The organism is Streptomyces sp. V2I9 (assembly GCF_030817475.1).
Classification (GTDB): domain Bacteria; phylum Actinomycetota; class Actinomycetes; order Streptomycetales; family Streptomycetaceae; genus Streptomyces.
This window is the reverse complement of sequence record NZ_JAUSZJ010000002.1, coordinates 701,601-718,350: the sequence shown is the minus strand read 5'-3', so window position 1 is coordinate 718,350 and position 16,750 is coordinate 701,601. Positions and strand designations below refer to the sequence as shown.

Sequence of the window (16,750 nt, the reverse complement as noted above, 5' to 3'; positions counted from 1 at the left end):
CTGCGGAAAAGATCAGCGCCATGGTAGTGGTGCGGCGCGCGGCGGCCGCGCGGAGGTCGCCCCCGCGCGCCGCCGCGATCCCCGGCCCCGCGCCGTCCTCGTCCGGGGCGGCCCGTCAGCCGCCGGTGACGCTCTTCGCCGCCGTACCCCCGCCGACCGCCGAACCGGTGACCTTCCGGTCGGCCGACCGGAGCACCCCGGCACCCAGCACCAGACCGAAGGCCAGCACCGTCACCACGCCGAACGACACCACCAGGGAGGTCGCCTCGGCCAGCGAGCCGATCGCGGAGGGGGCGATCAGACCGGAGGTGTACGTGATGGTGGCGACACCCGCGATGGCCTGGCTCGGGTTCGGCCCGCTGCGCCCCGCCGCGGCGAAGGCCAGCGGGACCACGACCGCAACGCCGAGGCCCAGCAGCCCGAAACCGCACATCGCGGCCGCAGGGGAGGGTGAGAACACGACCAGCAGCCCGCCCGCCGTGGCCATCGCTCCCCCGGTCCGCACCGTGCGGACCGCGCCGAACCGGTCGACGATCCGGTCCCCGGCGATCCTGGCCACCGCCATCGTCAGGGCGAACGCCGTGGTGGACGCGGCCGCGAGACCGTCCGAGCTGTCCAGGACGTCCCGCAGGTAGACCGCCGACCAGTCCAGGCTGGCACCCTCGGCGAACACGGCGCAGAATCCGATCGCCCCGATGATCAGGGCCGACTTCGGCGGCAGCGTGAACCGCGGCGGCGGCTCCTCGTCCGGGCGGCTCTGGATGTCGAGGACGTCCCGGCAGGCGATCAGACCCAGCGCCGTGAGCAGCAGGGCCGCGACGAGATGGTGCGTCCGGGCGTCGGTCGCGGTGTGGGCCGCGACCGTGCCCGCCGCCGAACCGATCAGCGCGCCCACGCTCCACATGCCGTGCAGACCCGACATGATCGACTTGTCGAGACGGGTCTCCACCTCGACGCCCAGGGCGTTCATCGCCACGTCGGACATCCCCGCCGTCGCCCCGTAGACGAACAGGGCGGCGCACAGCGCCACCAGGCTCGGTGCGAGGGCGGGCAGGATCAGCGCCAGCGTCCAGAGGGCCAGCAGCCCGCGCAGGGCGTTCCGCGCGCCGAAGCGGTGACTGATCCGTCCGGCGAGCGGCATCGCGATCGACGCGCCGATCGCCGGGAAGGCCAGAGCCAGGCCGAGCTGGCCCGCGCTCACCCCGGCGTGGTCCTGGATCCACGGCACCCGCGTCGCGAAGCTGCCGGTCACCGCGCCGTGCACGGTGAAGACCGCGGCGACGGCGTAACGGGCCCGTCCCACCTGCTGTGTGCTGTAGACCGTGACGGTCGAGTCGTTCGTCATGCCGTCGTGTCCCTCCCCGGGAATCCCTCGGATGCCGACGGCCCCGGAGGTCCCGGCGCTTCGGTGCGGCGATGCGTGGCGTAAACTATCAGGAACCCTGCCTGATAAATAGCCGCTTTCTCGTGGCCGCGGACGGACCGGCGGGCGGGCCGGGGGAGCGGCCCGGACACGGGTGGCCGGCGGTCTGGAAGGATTCCCGCTATGCGCGCATCTCCGAGCACGGCTCGGGCCATCAACGACCGGCTCGCCCTGCGGCTGCTCCAGCAGGACGGTCCGCTGACGGCCGCCCAGCTCAAGACGGAGACCGGTCTCTCCCGGCCCACGGTCGCCGACCTCGTCGAACGGCTCGGCGCCGCGGGGCTCATCGAGGTGGTGGGGGAGTCCGGGGCCGTCCGCCGCGGCCCCAACGCCAAGCTGTACGGGATCGTCGCGGACCGCGCCCACCTCGCGGCGCTCGACGTGCGCCTCGGCAGTGTCGGGGTGGTCGTCACGGACCTCTTGGGGGCCACTCTCGCCGAGGACACGCTGCCCGTCGGCGGCGACACCGGCACCGGTCCGGCCGTCGAGCGGTCCGTCGCCCTGCTGGAGCGCGCCGCCCGCGCCGCGGGTCCGGTCCCCCTGCACAGCGTCGGGATCGGGGCGCCGGGGCTGATCGACCCCGCCACCGGCGAACTGCGCGACAGCACCGGCCTGCCCGCCTGGCACCGGGGGCTGGTCCGGGAGCTCCGACGGCGGCTGCCCGCCACCGTCCTGGTGGAGAACGAGACCAACCTGGCGGCGGTGGCCGAGCTCCGGGAGGGCGCCGCTCAGGGCCGGGACACCTTCGTCCTGCTCTGGCTCGGCCAGGGGATCGGGGCCGCGGTGATGCTGGACGGCAGGCTGCGTCAGGGGGCGTCCGGCGGCGCCGGTGAGATCGGCTTCCTGCCCGTCCCCGGCGTGAGCGGGCTGCCGTCGGCGGTCGACTGCGCAGGAGGCTTCCACTCCCTCGCCGGCTCGGTCGCGCTGTGCGAACTTGCCTCCGCGCACGGCCTGTTGGACCTCGGCACGGTGCCGGCCGGCGGCGAGGAGGCTGCCGCCGTGAAGACGCTGCGGGCCGCGCTGGAGGCGGGGGAGCCGGGCGAACCGTTCCTGAAGGAGGTGGCCGACCGCCTCGCCCTCGGGGCCGCCGCCGTCGTGTCGGTGCTGGACCCCGGCTGCGTCCTGCTGGCGGGGGCCGTCGGCCAGGCGGGCGGAGCCGCGCTCGCCGCGCGGGTCGAGGAGCGGCTGGCCGCGATGTCACCCCTGCGCACGGAGGTCCGCGCCGGTTCGCTGGGCGACGGGGCCGTCCTGCGCGGTGCGCTGATCACCGCGCGGGACGCGGCGCAGGACGCGCTGTTCGCCCCGGAGGGCTGACCGGCAGGGCGGCCCCGTGGAACGCGCGAGGGCCCGGCGGCGGTCCGCCGGGGCCCCGTGTGCGCGACCGGACGCCCGGCCCGTGCCCTTCGCGCCGGCCCGGACGCCCGGCCCGTGCCCTCCGCGCCGGCCCGGACGCCCGGCCCGAGGTCCTTCCGCCCGAGGCCGGCCGGCGGCCCGGCGGCCGGCAGGGGTGGGGCCGCTCAGGCCGGGCCGCCGGGTGGGCCGCCGCCCGGGGGCCGGAGGGGTCAGCAGGCGCCGAGGTCCTTCCAGACGCCCCACTGGCCGGTCGATCCGGGCGTCTCGCCCTTCGTCCACCACGACGCCTTCCACTGGTGGCCGCCGTGGCTGACGGTCGAGCCGCCGCCGTACTCGGTGGCCGCGCTCCAGGCCGGGGCCGTGCAGGTGCCGCCCGGCTGGGTCGGGGACGGGCTCGGGGTCGGGCCGGTCGGGTCCGGCGTCGGCGTGGGGCCGGTCCCGGTGCCGGGCTCGACCACGGTGGTGCCGCGGGCCAGGTCACCGGCGAGGGAGTAGGACTTCCCGCCGAAGGTGACGGTCCAGTTCGACGGCGTGGACGTGGGCAGGTAGTAGACGAAGTCCAGCTCCACCGAGGCGCCGGGGGCCAGGGTCTGCCAGGCCGGGAGCTTCAGCGAGACGCGGTTGTAGTCGCCCTTGAGACCGCCGATGTTGTTGGCCGCCTTGTGGTCGCTGCGGACGATCGTCGTGCCGAAGCCGGACTGGTCCTTGGCGTTGGCCGGGGCGGAGGTGGAGTAGTCGAACTGGAACTCCGTACCGCCGGGCAGGGTGGCCTTGGTCCGGTTGGTGATCTTCAGCTTGGGGCTGATCGGGTAGTTGGAGTCGCCCAGCGGGAACTGCCCGAAGGAGACGTCGATGTTCACGGCCTGGGTGGGCAGGTCGATCGTGGAGCGCTTCGCGCCGTACGGGGAGGCCGACTTGAACGCGTCGTACATCGCGGTCGTCAGCGTGTCACCGCTCTCGTACTGGCCCTTGGCGGCGTTCCACCGGTAGTCGCCGGCCAGCTCCCAGATCATCGTGCCGCCGATGCCCTTGTCCACGACGTAGTCGGCCTTGGCCTTCACCGACTGCTCGTCCTCGGTGGAGAGGAACACCTTCTTCTCGGCATTCCACAGCCACGGGGCGACCAGCGTGGAGTCGTACTTGCGGGCGTACGTGCCGGTCAGCCGGGTGTTCGCCGGGAAGCCGTAGTCCGTGACGTAGTCCCCGACGATGCCCTTCTCCAGGTTCTTCGCGTGCCACATCGGGTTGGAACCGGCGGGCGATTCCTTGCCGCCCGTGTCCTTGTCGTGCCAGAGGTTGTCGATGCCGACCGCGCCGTCACCGCACTTGGTCAGCCCCGCGCCCGCCGGGCAGTCGGTCGTGGCCGCCCGGCCCCACAGCCCGTCGGTGCCGCCCTGCACGTTCTTGAAGCCGCGGGTGTAGTACGGCAGGCCGATGTTGATCCGGCCGGCCGGCATCGAGCCGCGGAAGTAGTGGTAGGCCCAGTCGGTGTTGAGGTAGCCGGTCCCGCCGTACTGCGAGGTGGAGTACACGCTCGCCTGGGCCAGTTCGGCGTCCTTGCCGTCGTCGAACAGGGAGGCGTTCGGGCCGACGTACTCGTTCCAGGCGCCGTGCAGGTCGTAGGACATGATGTTGACGTAGTCCAGGTACTTCTGCATCTGGTACGTCTCCATGCCCCGCAGCAGGTAGCCGGAGGAGGGGGCGGCGACGGTCAGCAGGTAATGCTTGCCGTCGGCGGCGCCCGCGCGGTCGAGCTTCTCGCGGAGCGTCTTCATCAGGGCGTCGTAGCCCTTGACCAGCCCGGCGCGGCGGCCGTTGGACAGCGTGTGGTCCAGCGGGTTGCCCGCGTCCTTCATCGTGGTCGCGTACTCGTAGTCGATGTCGACGCCGTTGAAGCCGTACTTCTTGATGAAGTCGACGGCCGAGTCCGCGAAGGTGTCGATGCCGGCCTGGTTGACCGAGCCGTCGGCGTTGGTGGCCATCGCGTAGAAGCCGCCGGAGTCCACCCGCTTGCCGTCGGGACCGAAGTAGCCGCCCGTCTCGGCCCAACCGCCCACGGAGACCAGGGTCTTCACGTTCGGGTGCTGCTTCTTGTACTTCGTCAGCAGGTTGAAGTGCCCCTTGTAGGGGAGCGCCGGGTCCATCTCGGCGCCCGCGACACCGGGCCAGGTCATGCCGGTGGAGGCATTGTCGGCGCTGTCGGGTCCGACCGAGAGCTTGTTGGAGCCGTCGACGTGCGCGAAGGCGTAGTTGAGGTGCGTGACCTTGTCCCACGGGATGTCCGGGACGAGGTAGGCGCCCTTGCCGTCCTTGCCGGTACGCCAGTTGGTGAAGTAGCCGATGACGCGCCGCTGGTGGTCGGCGCCCATCTTCTCGCGTCCGTCCGCGTCGTAGACGGAGCAGTAGGGGACGTCGACGCCGGGGGTCTGGTACAGGCCGTCGGGGCGACAGGAGTTCTGGTCGGCGGCGGCCGAGGGGCCTGCGGCGAGGGAGCTCAGCAGCAGTCCGGCGACGGCGGCGCCGGCGGCGAGAAGGGTGGCTCGCGCTCGGGTGGGGGACAGCATGTGGTCGTTCCTCCTGGGGAGGTCGGCAGAACACAACACAACTGGCTGAAAAGGGGGTGGGTCTGTCGGGGTCCCGGTGTGCGCGCACCGTGGGACCGAGCCTCGGAGGTGACGCAGAGATTAAGAGGACTAGACCAGAGCGTCAATAGGTCTGGACCTTTAAGGGTCAACTTCCCGCATGACGACGTTGTCGCGTTCGCGCCGACGAAAACGCGCCAGCCCGCCCTGTGACCCAGGCCACAGCGGTCACCCGCATGGCCGTGCGGCGTCCATGGCAGACTGATTGCGTACCAGTAGCAGCGCACTCCGGGGTCGGTGCAATTCCGAACCGGCGGTTACAGTCCGCGACCCGTCCGCAGCCAGCGGCCGGTTGACCAGGTGAAATTCCTGGACCGACGGTGAAAGTCCGGATGGGAGGCAGTGCGCGGCGGTTCGTCATCGGTACGCCGCCGTCGGCGGACGCGTGGCCGGGATTCCTTCCGGGCCCGTGCGTTCCCGGCGTTCCCCGTTCGTAGGGGATTTCCGGCGTTTCCGCAGGTGAACCGCTCTCTGTCGTCATCGACAGGCCCCGGAGTCCGTGCCCGAAGAGGCAGGAGGACCCGGTGGACACCGCAGCCGACATCACCGCCATGCGCCGAGCCGTCACGCTCGCCGCGCGCGGTCTCGGCTCCACCAGCCCCAATCCGGTCGTCGGCTGTGTGATCACCGACGCCTCCGGAGCCGTGGTCGGCGAAGGCTTCCATCAGCGCGCCGGAGGGCCGCACGCCGAGGTCCACGCGCTGCGCGCGGCCGGCGGGCGGGCCCGCGGCGGCACCGCCTACGTCACCCTCGAACCCTGCGACCACACCGGCCGCACCGGCCCCTGCTCGCGGGCCCTCCTGGCCGCCGGGATCAGCCGGGTCGTGTACGCGGTCGGCGACCCGGACCCGCAGGCCACCGGCGGCGGCGACACCCTGCGCGCCGCCGGGGTCCGGGCCGAGCGGGGGCTCCTCGCCGACGAGGCCGAGGCCGTCAACGCCGCCTGGCTGACCTCGGTGCGCCTCGGCCGCCCGTACGTCCTGTGGAAGTACGCCGCCACCCTCGACGGCCGGATCGCCGCCGCCGACGCCACCAGCCGCTGGATCACCTCGCCCGAGGCCCGCGCCGACGTCCACCGGCTGCGCGCCGAGGCCGACGCCGTCCTCGTCGGCTCCGGCACCGCCCGCACCGACGACCCCCAGCTGGGCGTACGCGGCATCGACGGCGCCACCCAGCCGCTGCGGGTCGTCCTCGACACGGACGCCACCGCCGTGAAGCCCGGCGCCCGGGTCCTGGACGGCACCGCGCCCACCCTGATCGCCGTCGCCGACGACGCCCCGGACGGCCATCTCCCCGGCGTGTCCGTCCTGCGTCTGCCCCGCGCCGCCACCGGCCCGGGCCTGGACCTCGACGCCCTCCTCGACGCCCTGCACGCCCGTGGCGTCCGCTCCGTACTCCTCGAAGGCGGCCCCACCCTCGCGGGCGCCTTCGTCGCCGCCGGGAAGGTCGACAAGGTCGTCGGCTACCTCGCCCCCGTCCTGCTCGGCGCGGGCCCCGCCGCCCTCGCCGACGCCGGAATCACCACCATCTCCCGCGCGTTGCGCCTCGAAGTGACGGAGACCGCGGCGATCGGCCCCGATCTGCGCGTCACCGCCGTACCCGCCCCTGCTCGGAAGGGAAACTGATGTTCACCGGAATCATCGAAGAACTCGGTGAGGTCACCGCCGTCGAGCGCCTCGCCGACGCCTCCCGCTTCCGGCTGCGCGGCCCCCTCGTCACCGAGGGCGCGCGGCACGGCGACTCCATCGCGGTCAACGGCGTCTGCCTCACGGTCGTGGACACCGCGGACGGCGAGTTCACCGCCGTCGTGATGGCCGAGACCCTGGAGCGCTCCAGCCTCGGCGCACTCGCCCCCGGCTCCCGCGTCAACCTGGAGCGCCCGATGGCGCTCGGCGGCCGGCTCGGCGGACACCTCGTCCAGGGCCACGTGGACGGCACGGGCACCATCGTGGAGCGCACCCCCTCCGAGCACTGGGAGATCGTCAAGGTCTCCCTGCCGCCGGAGCTGGCCCGGTACGTCGTGGAGAAGGGCTCCATCACCGTCGACGGAGTCAGTCTCACCGTCGTCGACGCGGCGGCCGGCCACTTCACCGTCAGCCTCATCCCCACCACCCTCGCCCTGACCACGCTCGGCCACAAGCAGCCCGGCGATCCGGTCAACCTGGAAGTGGACGTGATCGCCAAGTACGTCGAGCGGATGCTCGGCGACCGGACCGGACAGGACCCGCGATGAACCCCGCGAACTGGCTCAACTCCGAGGCGTTCGCCGTCTTCGGCCAGCACATCAAGTGGTCGGACATGATCGGCAACATCGTCGGCCTGATCGCCCTGGCCCTCGGCTGGCGGCGCTCCATCTGGACCTGGCCCGCCCAGCTCCTCTCCGGCGTGATCCTGCTCGTCGCCTTCGCCTCCGCCCACCTCTCCGGCAGCGCGGGCAAGCAGCTCGTCGTCATCGTCGTCGCCCTGTGGGGCTGGTGGTCCTGGAACCGGGGCAGGCAGCAGGCCCAGGACGGCTCCATCGCCGTCCGCTTCGCCACCTGGCGCGAGCGCGGCGTGCTCATCGGCGCCGCCGCGCTGGGCACCCTCGCCGTCGGGGGCCTGTTCACCGCGTTCCCGTCGCTGTCCTGGGACCCGTGGCCGGACGCGTACATCTTCGTCGGCACCGTCGTCGCGATGTACGCCCAGGCCCGCGGCATGGTCGAGTTCTGGTTCGCCTGGCTGCTGGTCGACCTGGTCGGCGTCCCGCTGAACTTCGCCAACGGTTTCGCCTTCTCCGGTTTCGTCTACGTGATCTACGGCGCCCTCGTCCTGTGGGGGATGCGCGACTGGTGGCTGCGTTCGCGGACACCCGCTCTGGAAGGAGCCACGGCATGACCGACCGGCCCACCTGGCCGCCCGCCGGCCACGACCCGCTGCCCGAGACGTTCTCCCTGGACCCGGTCGAGCAGGCCGTCCGCGACATCGCCGCAGGCCGCCCCGTCGTCGTCGTGGACGACGAGGACCGCGAGAACGAGGGCGACCTCGTCATCGCCGCCGAGAAGGCCACCCCGGAGATCGTCGCCTTCATGATGAGCGAGTGCCGCGGGCTGATCTGCGCCCCCATGGAGAGCGACGAGCTGGAACGGCTCGAACTCCCGCAGATGGTCGCGGAGAACACCGAGTCGATGCGGACCGCGTTCACCGTCTCCGTCGACGCCTCCGCCGCCCACGGCGTCACCACCGGCATCTCCGCGGCCGACCGCGCCACCACCCTGCGCATGCTCGCCGGCGGCGTCGCGGGCCCCGGCGACTTCGTCCGCCCCGGCCACGTCTTCCCGCTGCGGGCCCGCTCCGGCGGTGTCCTGGTCCGCAACGGCCACACCGAGGCCGCGGTCGACCTCGCCCGGCTCGCCGGACTGCGCCCCGCCGGGGCCATCGTCGAGATCGCCGGCGAGGACGGCGTCATGCTGCGGCTGCCCGAGCTGATCCCGTTCGCCCGCAAGCACGGCCTGACGATCATCTCCATCGAGGACCTGATCGCCTACCGCCGCAGCAACGAGCCGGTCGTCCGCCGCGAGGCCGCGACCCGGCTGCCCACCGCGTTCGGCGACTTCACCGCGTACGGCTACCGCTCCATCGTCGACGGCGTCGAGCACGTCGCCCTGGTCCACGGCGGGATCGGCGACGGCGAGGACGTCCTCGTCCGCCTCCACTCCGAGTGCCTGACCGGCGACATCTTCCAGTCCCAGCGCTGCGACTGCGGCCCCCAGCTGCACGCCTCCATGCGGCGCATCACGGAAGCGGGCCGGGGCGTCGTCGTCTACCTGCGCGGCCACGAGGGGCGCGGCATCGGCCTGCTCTCCAAGCTGCGCGCCTACGAACTCCAGGAACGCGGCGTGGACACCCTCGACGCCAACCTGGAGCTGGGCCTGCCCGCCGACGCCCGCGACTACGCGGCGGGCGCGCGCATCCTCGCGGACCTCGGCGTCTCCAGCCTGCGGCTGATGACCAACAACCCGGAGAAGACCGCGGCCCTCGTCCGCCACGGCCTCACCGTCACCGGCCGCGAGCCCATGCCCGTCCAGGCCGGCGAGCACAATCTGCGCTACCTGCGCACCAAGCGCGACCGCATGGGCCACGATCTGCCCTGGCTCGACGGCGCCCCGCCGTCGACCTGCGCCGACCAGTGACCACCACCACCCCATCACCATCAGGAGAGACATGAGCGGCAAGGGTGCACCCGAACTGTCCGTACGCAACTGCGGCGACCTCCGCGTGGCCGTGATCGCGGCCCAGTGGCACGAGAAGGTCATGGACGGACTCGTCGACGGCGCCCTGCGCGCCCTGCACGAGCTGGGCATCGACGAACCGACCCTCCTGCGCGTCCCCGGCTCCTTCGAACTGCCCGTCGTCGCCAAGGTGCTCGCCGGACGCGGCTACGACGCGATCGTCGCCCTCGGCGTGGTCATCCGGGGCGGCACCCCCCACTTCGAATACGTCTCCCAGGGCGTCACCCTCGGCCTCACCCAGGTCACCGTCGACACCGGTGTTCCCGTCGGATTCGGCGTACTGACCTGCGACACCGAGGAGCAGGCGCTCGACCGCGCCGGGCTCGAAGGCTCCAACGAGGACAAGGGGCACGAAGCGGTCACCGCCGCCGTCGCCACCGCGGCCACGCTGCGCACCGTCAGCGAACCCTGGCGCTGAGTGCCCCCGCGCGACCCCGTATTCTGAGGACCATCATGGGACAGAAAACCTTCGAAGAGCTCTTCGCCGAGCTCCAGCTCAAGGCCGCCGAAGGCGACCCCGCGACCTCCCGCACCGCCGAACTGGTGGGCAAGGGCGTGCATGCGATCGGCAAGAAGGTCGTCGAGGAGGCCGCCGAGGTCTGGATGGCCGCCGAGTACGAGGGCAAGGAGGCCGCCGCCGAGGAGATCTCCCAGCTGCTGTACCACGTCCAGGTGATGATGGTCGCCCGCGGGATCTCGCTCGACGACGTCTACGCCCATCTCTGAGCCGCCCCCCGGCCTGCCCTCGGGCCGGGCCCGAGCGACACCAGCGCGACACCACCCGCACACTCCCTCCGCACGAAGGAAGCCGACCTCATGCTGCGCATCGCCGTCCCCAACAAGGGTTCACTCTCCGGGCCTGCGATGGCGATGCTCCATGAGGCCGGCTACCAGCAGCGCAAGGAGTCCAAGGAACTGGTCCTGGTCGACCCCGAGAACGAGGTCGAGTTCTTCTACCTCCGCCCCCGCGACATCGCGATCTACGTCAGCTCCGGCAAGCTCGACATCGGCATCACCGGCCGCGACCTGCTGCTGGACTCCGGGGCCGACTCCGAGGAGATCCTCCAGCTCGGCTTCGCCCGCTCCACCTTCCGCTACGCCACCAAGCCCGGCACCGCGGCGGGCCCGCAGGACTTCGACGGCATGACGATCGCCACCTCCTACGAGGGCATCGTCGCCGACCACCTCGGCAAGGCCGGCGTCAACGCGTCCGTCGTCCACCTCGACGGGGCGGTCGAGACCGCCATCGAGCTGGGCGTCGCCCAGATCATCGCCGACGTGGTCGAGACCGGCACCAGCCTGCGCAACGCCGGACTGGAAGTGATCGGCGAGCCGATCATGACCTCCGAGGCCGTCGTCATCCGCCGCAACGGCGCCCCCGCCGACGACCCCAAGGTGCAGCAGTTCCTCCGCCGCCTCCAGGGCGTCCTGGTCGCCCGGTCGTACGTGATGATGGACTACGACTGCCGCGTCGAGCACCTGGAGCGCGCCGTCGCCCTCACCCCCGGCCTGGAGTCCCCGACCATCTCCCCGCTGCACCACGAGGGCTGGGTCGCCGTCCGCTCCATGGTCGCCGCCAAGGAGGCGCAGCGGATCATGGACGACCTGTACGAGCTCGGCGCCCGCGCCATCCTCACCACGGCCATCCACGCCTGCCGTCTCTGACGGCCCCGGCCGTCCGCACCTCCCGAGAGAAGACCCCGATGTCCGCGCCCAGGCCCGAACTCCCCACCCTGCCGGTCACCTTCCGGCCCACCCTCACCCGGGTGGTCCTGTTGAGCGTGGGCCTGGCGATGTTCCTCGTCATCACGGTCGTCGCGCTGATGCTGGAACGGCTCAACCCGGGGGAGCGGGCCAGCTTCATCTTCGTCGCGGTGCTCTTCTTCGGTGTCCTGGCCCTGCTCAGCAGGCCGCGGGTCTCCGCCGACGAGGCCGGGGTCACCGTCGTCAACCTCACCCGGACCCGCAGGCTGGCCTGGCAGGAGATCCTCCGCGTCAACCTGCGCTCCGGCGACCCCTGGGTCTTCCTCGACCTCAGCGACGGCACCAGCCTGCCCGCCCTCGGCATCCAGCCCGGCCTCGCCAAGCAGCAGGCCATCCGCGACGCCCGCGCCCTGCGCGCGCTGGCCGAGACGCGCGGCGCCGGAAGCGACGACACCCCCGCCGACGCCTGATCCCCCGCCCGGTGGGCCGCCTTCTTGTCTACTCTGGTGGACGGCGGCGCCCCGTGCGCCCCGCCCCGCCCGTACCACGGCCCCGACCGGGCCCGCGGGGCTTCCCTGCGACCCAAGGAGTGACTCCTTCCAGCAATGGACGGATCGTCCGGTAGTACCTGCGCCGCCCCTTCCCCGGAGGCGGCGGCCTCATGACCACCCCCCTGCTGCTCCTCGCGGCTGCCTTCCTCCTCATCCTCGCCAACGGATTCTTCGTGGCGGCCGAATTCGGGCTCGTCACCGTGGACCGGCCCGACGCCGAGCGCGCCGCCGCCGAGGGCGACCGACGGGCCCGCACCGTCGTCCACGCCCTGCGCGAACTCTCCTTCCAGCTCTCCGGCACCCAGCTCGGCATCACCCTCACCTCCCTGGTGGTGGGCATGCTCGCCGAACCGGCCCTCGCCCAGCTGCTCGCCGGACCCCTCACCGCCACCGGGCTCCCGGCGGAGGCCGTCCCCGGCATCGGCGTCGTCGTCGGCATGCTGCTCGCCTCGGCCGTCCAGATGGTCGTCGGCGAACTCGTCCCCAAGAACTGGGCGGTCTCCCGGCCGCTCCAGGTGGCCCGCTTCGTCGCCGGACCGCAGGCCCGCTTCGCCGCCCTGCTGCGCCCGGTGATCACCCTCCTCAACGCCCTGGCCAACCGGCTGGTGCGGCTCCTGGGCGTCGAGCCCACCGACGAGCTGGCCTCCGCCCGCACGCCGGGCGAGCTGGTCTCCCTGGCCCGGCACTCCGCCCGCGCCGGAGCCCTGGAACAGGACACCGCCGACCTCTTCGTCCGGTCGCTCGCCCTGGCCGGCCTCACCGCCCAGCACGTCATGACCCCGCGGGTGAAGGTCAGCGCCCTGCACTCCTCCGCGACCGCCGAGGACGTCCTCAACCTCACCCGTGCCACCGGCCTCTCCCGCTTCCCGGTCTACCGGGACCGCATCGACGAGGTCGTCGGCATGGTCCACCTCAAGGACGCCCTCGCCGTCCCCGCCGCCGAGCGCCTCCGCACCCCGGCCGGACTGATCGCCGTCGCCCCGCTCCTGGTGCCCGGAACGCTCCCGGTGGAGCCCCTGCTGCGGCGGCTGCGCCACGAACAGCCGATAGCCGTGGTCGTCGACGAGTACGGCGGCACCGCCGGCGTCGTCACCCTGGAGGACATCATCGAGGAACTCGTCGGCGAGGTCCGCGACGAGCACGACGCCGAGGGCGCGGGCCGCCCCGAGCTGACGGCCACCACCGGCGACGACGGCCGCCCGGCCTGGGACGCCGAGGGCAGCTGCCGGGTCCACACCCTGCGCCGCGGCGGCCTGGACGTACCCGAAGGGCCGTACGAGACCGTCGCCGGGCTCGTCGCCGGGCTGCTGGGCCGCATCCCCGCCCCCGGAGACGTGGCCGAACTCCCCGGCTGGCGGATCTCCGTCCGCCAGGTCGGCCACAACCGCGCCGAACGCGTCCGGTTCACCCGGACGCCCGGCCTCCGGCCCGACCGGGCCGGCCGGACCCTGCTGGAGGCCGCGCGATGAGCCTGCTCCACCTCCTGCTCGCCGTGATCCTGGTGCTGGCCAACGGCTTCTTCGTCGGCGCCGAGTTCGCCCTCGTCTCGGTCCGCCGCAGCCAGATCGAACCGCTGGCCGCCCAGGGCTCCGGCCGCGCCCGCACGGTCCTGCACGGCCTGGAGAACCTGCCGCAGATGATGGCGGCCGCCCAGTTCGGCATCACCGTCTGCTCCCTCACCCTCGGAGCCGTCGCCGAGCCGACCGTCGCCCACCTCCTGGAGCCGGTCTTCCACGCCGCACACGTTCCCGACGGACTGGTCCACCCCCTCGGCTTCGCCCTCGCGCTGCTGTCCGTGGTGGTCCTGCACCTGGTCATCGGGGAGATGGTCCCCAAGAACCTCGCCATGGCGGCGCCCGAGCGGACCGCGCTGTGGCTCAGCCCCGCCCTGGTCGCGTTCGCCCGGCTCTGCCGCCCGGTCACCACCGCGCTCGGTGCCTGCGCCGGCCTGGTGCTGAGGCTGTTCGGCGTGGAACCGAAGGACGAGGTGGAGGCCGTCTTCACCAGTGAGCAGCTCAACCGGCTCGTGGAGGACTCCGGACAGGCCGGCCTCCTCGCCCCGGCCGCGGCCGAACGCCTGGAGGACGCCCTCGAACTCGGCAGCCGGCCCGTCCTCGGCGTCCTGCTGGAGCGGGCGTCCCTGGTCACCGTCGACCCGTCGGTGACCCCGCGCGGGATCGAGGAGCTGACGGTACGCACCGGCTTCTCCCGCTTCCCGGTCTGCGCGGAGGGCGGCGGCCCCTTCATGGGCTACCTGCACGTCAAGGACGTCCTGGAGCTGGAGGACGCCGACCGGGCGGTCCCGCAGCAGATCTGGCGTCCGATGACGACCGTACGGGCCGAACTCCCGCTGGGCGACGCCCTGACCGTCATGCGCCGCGCCGCGACGCACCTGGCGCAGGTGGCCGACGCCTCGGGCCGGATCCTCGGCCTGGTCGCCATGGAGGACGTCCTGGAGACGCTGGTGGGGGAGGTGCGCGACCCCGCCCACCGGGTCGTGTCGGTACCCCGCCGCACGGTGGACGTACCGAAGGGGCCGGGGAGGCTTCCGGCGCCCGGAGCGCTCGTGCACTGAGGTCCCCGGCCGCCGTTCGCCCACAGGTCCGCGGCCGCGCCGGGGGTTCACCTCCGGCGCGGCCTCACACCGCGCCCGGCTCCTGTTTGCCCCGACCCAACGGACCGCGCCCCGACAGCACCTCGCCGTACGCCTGCATCAGGTCCGGGAGCCGTAGCGTCGACAGGTCCTCCCTGGTCGGCGCGGACCGGTAGCCGGAGAGCCGCAGATCGCGGTAGGCACAGCTCTTCTCGTACAGCGTCCGCAGGAAGCGGCCGTTGCCCAGCTCGTCGATCCACCCCTGGTCCACCACATGACCGCTGATGGACCGCAGCTCCTCCACCGCCTCCTCGTCCCACACGTCGTCGTTCTCGGCGGCCAGGACGCCCCCGATCGCGGTCAGTTCGAGCGGCCGGTAGCTGGGGAAGTCGACCCGGCTGGTGAACCGGGAGGAGAGGCCCGGATTGGTGGCGAGCAGCCGGTCCATGCCCTCCGGGTACCCCGCGAGGATGACGACGAGGTGGTCCCGGTTGTCCTCGGCCCGTTTGAGGAGCACCTGGAGCGCCTCGTCGCCGTACGCGTCGCCCTTGCTGTAACCGGAGTTGGCCAGGCTGTACGCCTCGTCGACGAAGAGCACCCCGCCCAGCGCCGAGTCGATCAGTTCGTTGGCCTTCACCGCCGTCTGACCGAGGAACTCCCCGACCAGGTCGGACCGTTGCGCCTCGACCAGATGATCGCCGCCGAGCAGCCCGAGGGCGTAGAAGACCCGGCCCAGGATGCGCGCCACCGTGGTCTTGCCGGTGCCGGAGGGCCCGGAGAAGACGAAATGGCGCTTGGGCGGCTGCACGGGAAGCCCCTGCTCGGCCCGCAGCCTGGCCATGTTCAGCTGCGCCGAGAGTGCCTTGACCTGCCGCTTCACCGGCTCCAGTCCGACCATCCGCTCCAGCTGCGACAGCGCCTCGGCCAGCAGGGCGGAATCACTGGGCCCGGCCGGGAAGGGCGGCGGCTTACCGGTCCTGGTGCGGCGGACCTTCTCGACCGGGTCGGGCGGGCCCGGCACGGGCTCGTCCCCGAGCAGCACCGCGTCGCCCAGCGTCCAGGACTCGCGCCCGTCCACCGGATCGACGCCGAGCAGCGCGTCCCCCTCCGGCAGCGCCTCCGCGCCCGGCACCCCCGCCCCGAAACCGGACAGGGTCACCGCGGCCAGGTCCGCCGACTCGTCGTATCCGTCGCCCTCCACGAGCGCGGCGAGCCGGGCAGAGGTGTCCATGAAGGCCGGATCGACCCGGTGCACCGCCCGGTACAGCGGCAGGGCGGCGGCGCTGCGCCCGGTGCCCTCGTGGGCCCGCGCCAGCCAGTAGCGCAGCTCCTTGCGCTGCGGCTGCTCGCTGCGACATCGCATCAGCGCGGCCGACAGCAGCGGCTCCGCCTGCCCGAACATCTCCAGCCGCACGCGGGCCATCCCGCCGAACAGGCCCGCCTCGATCCCCAGCATCGGGTCGTCGACGAGCTGCTCGGTACAGCGCACCAACTGCTCCCAGTCCTTGACCAGATACGCGCGGCAGGCGTGCAGGAACCGCACCTGCGGGTCCGCGTCCACCGGCGGCAGCCCGGCCAACGCCCGGTCCAGCTCGGGCACATGGCGGCCGTCCAGCCAGTGCGAGGCGTGCGCCAGCAGCAGATCGCGCCCGCTCTCCAGCACCGGCTGCACCCACCAGCCCAGCCAATACCAGGAGTTGAGCGTGCGGCGGTGGCGGGCGCGCTGCTCGCCGAAGCGCTCGCGGTGCTGGTGCATGCGCAACAGGGCCGTGGTGGTGTCGACGCGCAGCGCGTGGAGGCCGAGCCAGCCGTCCGCCATGCCCGGATCGAGTCGCACCGCGGCTCTGAACTCCTCCTCGGCCTGCGGGTAGGCGCCCATCGTGTAGGCGTCCATGCCGCGCAGCCAGGCGAGGTCGGCAGGGGCGCCGGCGCCCTGTGTGCCGATGTTCATCAGGTCCCCCACAAACCGTGCCCCCAGGATGTCCCGCCCGCACAGCATGCCCACCGGAGCGTGCTGAATCACGGCGCGGGGGAAGGGAATTGACCACACCGTGGTGCATCGTACCCGCGCACGGGGGAGAGTCCGCCCGGCTGCCGAGCGGTGGGGAGGGTGACCGAGAGTGAGTGAATCGCTCTGCGTGGTCGCCGGAACAGCGGGGGGAGCACAGAGCGAAGCCCCCGATCACGGGGGAACAACCGGGGACTTCGCGTCTGCG

At 72.7% G+C, this 16,750-nt stretch carries 14 protein-coding genes and 1 riboswitch; of the genes, 11 read left to right on the top strand and 3 right to left on the bottom strand.

Annotated features, from left to right (window positions below):
* Nucleotides 1-115 precede the first annotated feature (115 nt).
* Nucleotides 116-1,345 (bottom strand): MFS transporter, encoded by a 1,230-nt coding sequence (locus tag QFZ71_RS03165; RefSeq protein WP_307666718.1) that lies wholly within the window; start codon nucleotides 1,343-1,345, stop codon nucleotides 116-118.
* Nucleotides 1,346-1,546: 201 nt separating this feature from the next.
* On the opposite strand from QFZ71_RS03165, the gene QFZ71_RS03160 reads away from it, so the two are divergent.
* Nucleotides 1,547-2,737 carry an ROK family transcriptional regulator gene (locus QFZ71_RS03160; protein WP_307666717.1) on the top strand — a complete coding sequence of 397 codons (1,191 nt, stop codon included), beginning with the start codon at nucleotides 1,547-1,549 and terminating at the stop codon, nucleotides 2,735-2,737.
* A 248-nt stretch (nucleotides 2,738-2,985) separates the two neighbouring features.
* On the opposite strand, the gene QFZ71_RS03155 is transcribed toward QFZ71_RS03160, so the two are convergent.
* On the bottom strand, nucleotides 2,986-5,340 hold the full coding sequence (locus tag QFZ71_RS03155) for a chitinase C-terminal domain-containing protein (protein WP_307666716.1): 2,355 nt from the start codon (nucleotides 5,338-5,340) through the stop codon (nucleotides 2,986-2,988).
* A 297-nt stretch (nucleotides 5,341-5,637) separates the two neighbouring features.
* Nucleotides 5,638-5,768, top strand: a riboswitch (FMN riboswitch).
* A gap of 174 nt (nucleotides 5,769-5,942) precedes the next feature.
* On the opposite strand from QFZ71_RS03155, the gene ribD reads away from it, so the two are divergent.
* The 10 genes from ribD to QFZ71_RS03105 all read left to right on the top strand — a co-directional run bounded on the left by ribD (nucleotide 5,943) and on the right by QFZ71_RS03105 (nucleotide 14,516).
* Nucleotides 5,943-7,043, top strand: a complete 1,101-nt coding sequence (gene ribD / locus QFZ71_RS03150; protein WP_307666715.1) for a bifunctional diaminohydroxyphosphoribosylaminopyrimidine deaminase/5-amino-6-(5-phosphoribosylamino)uracil reductase RibD — start codon at nucleotides 5,943-5,945, stop codon at nucleotides 7,041-7,043.
* Nucleotides 7,043-7,651, top strand: a complete 609-nt coding sequence (locus tag QFZ71_RS03145; RefSeq protein WP_307666714.1) for a riboflavin synthase — start codon at nucleotides 7,043-7,045, stop codon at nucleotides 7,649-7,651. Before ribD ends, QFZ71_RS03145 begins: the two co-directional genes overlap by 1 nt.
* Nucleotides 7,648-8,292 (top strand): nicotinamide mononucleotide transporter family protein, encoded by a 645-nt coding sequence (locus tag QFZ71_RS03140; protein WP_307666713.1) that lies wholly within the window; start codon nucleotides 7,648-7,650, stop codon nucleotides 8,290-8,292. Before QFZ71_RS03145 ends, QFZ71_RS03140 begins: the two co-directional genes overlap by 4 nt.
* Nucleotides 8,289-9,587 (top strand): bifunctional 3,4-dihydroxy-2-butanone-4-phosphate synthase/GTP cyclohydrolase II, encoded by a 1,299-nt coding sequence (locus QFZ71_RS03135; RefSeq protein WP_307666712.1) that lies wholly within the window; start codon nucleotides 8,289-8,291, stop codon nucleotides 9,585-9,587. The genes QFZ71_RS03140 and QFZ71_RS03135 overlap by 4 nt, the downstream gene beginning before the upstream one ends.
* 31 nt (nucleotides 9,588-9,618) lie before the next feature.
* A complete protein-coding gene (gene ribH, locus QFZ71_RS03130; RefSeq protein ID WP_003970409.1) occupies nucleotides 9,619-10,104 on the top strand; it encodes a 6,7-dimethyl-8-ribityllumazine synthase in 486 nt (161 codons plus the stop codon).
* A gap of 35 nt (nucleotides 10,105-10,139) precedes the next feature.
* Nucleotides 10,140-10,412, top strand: a complete 273-nt coding sequence (locus QFZ71_RS03125) for a phosphoribosyl-ATP diphosphatase (RefSeq protein WP_307666711.1) — start codon at nucleotides 10,140-10,142, stop codon at nucleotides 10,410-10,412.
* A gap of 90 nt (nucleotides 10,413-10,502) precedes the next feature.
* Complete coding sequence (gene hisG, locus QFZ71_RS03120; RefSeq protein WP_307666710.1) at nucleotides 10,503-11,351, top strand: ATP phosphoribosyltransferase; 849 nt, start codon at nucleotides 10,503-10,505, stop codon at nucleotides 11,349-11,351.
* Nucleotides 11,352-11,389: 38 nt separating this feature from the next.
* On the top strand, nucleotides 11,390-11,860 hold the full coding sequence (locus QFZ71_RS03115) for a PH domain-containing protein (protein WP_307666709.1): 471 nt from the start codon (nucleotides 11,390-11,392) through the stop codon (nucleotides 11,858-11,860).
* Between the two features lie 191 nt (nucleotides 11,861-12,051).
* Nucleotides 12,052-13,410 carry a hemolysin family protein gene (locus QFZ71_RS03110; RefSeq protein WP_307666708.1) on the top strand — a complete coding sequence of 453 codons (1,359 nt, stop codon included), beginning with the start codon at nucleotides 12,052-12,054 and terminating at the stop codon, nucleotides 13,408-13,410.
* Nucleotides 13,407-14,516 carry a hemolysin family protein gene (locus QFZ71_RS03105; protein ID WP_307666707.1) on the top strand — a complete coding sequence of 370 codons (1,110 nt, stop codon included), beginning with the start codon at nucleotides 13,407-13,409 and terminating at the stop codon, nucleotides 14,514-14,516. The genes QFZ71_RS03110 and QFZ71_RS03105 overlap by 4 nt, the downstream gene beginning before the upstream one ends.
* Nucleotides 14,517-14,580: 64 nt before the next feature.
* On the opposite strand, the gene QFZ71_RS03100 is transcribed toward QFZ71_RS03105, so the two are convergent.
* On the bottom strand, nucleotides 14,581-16,485 hold the full coding sequence (locus QFZ71_RS03100) for an AAA family ATPase (RefSeq protein WP_307666706.1): 1,905 nt from the start codon (nucleotides 16,483-16,485) through the stop codon (nucleotides 14,581-14,583).
* Nucleotides 16,486-16,750 lie beyond the last annotated feature (265 nt).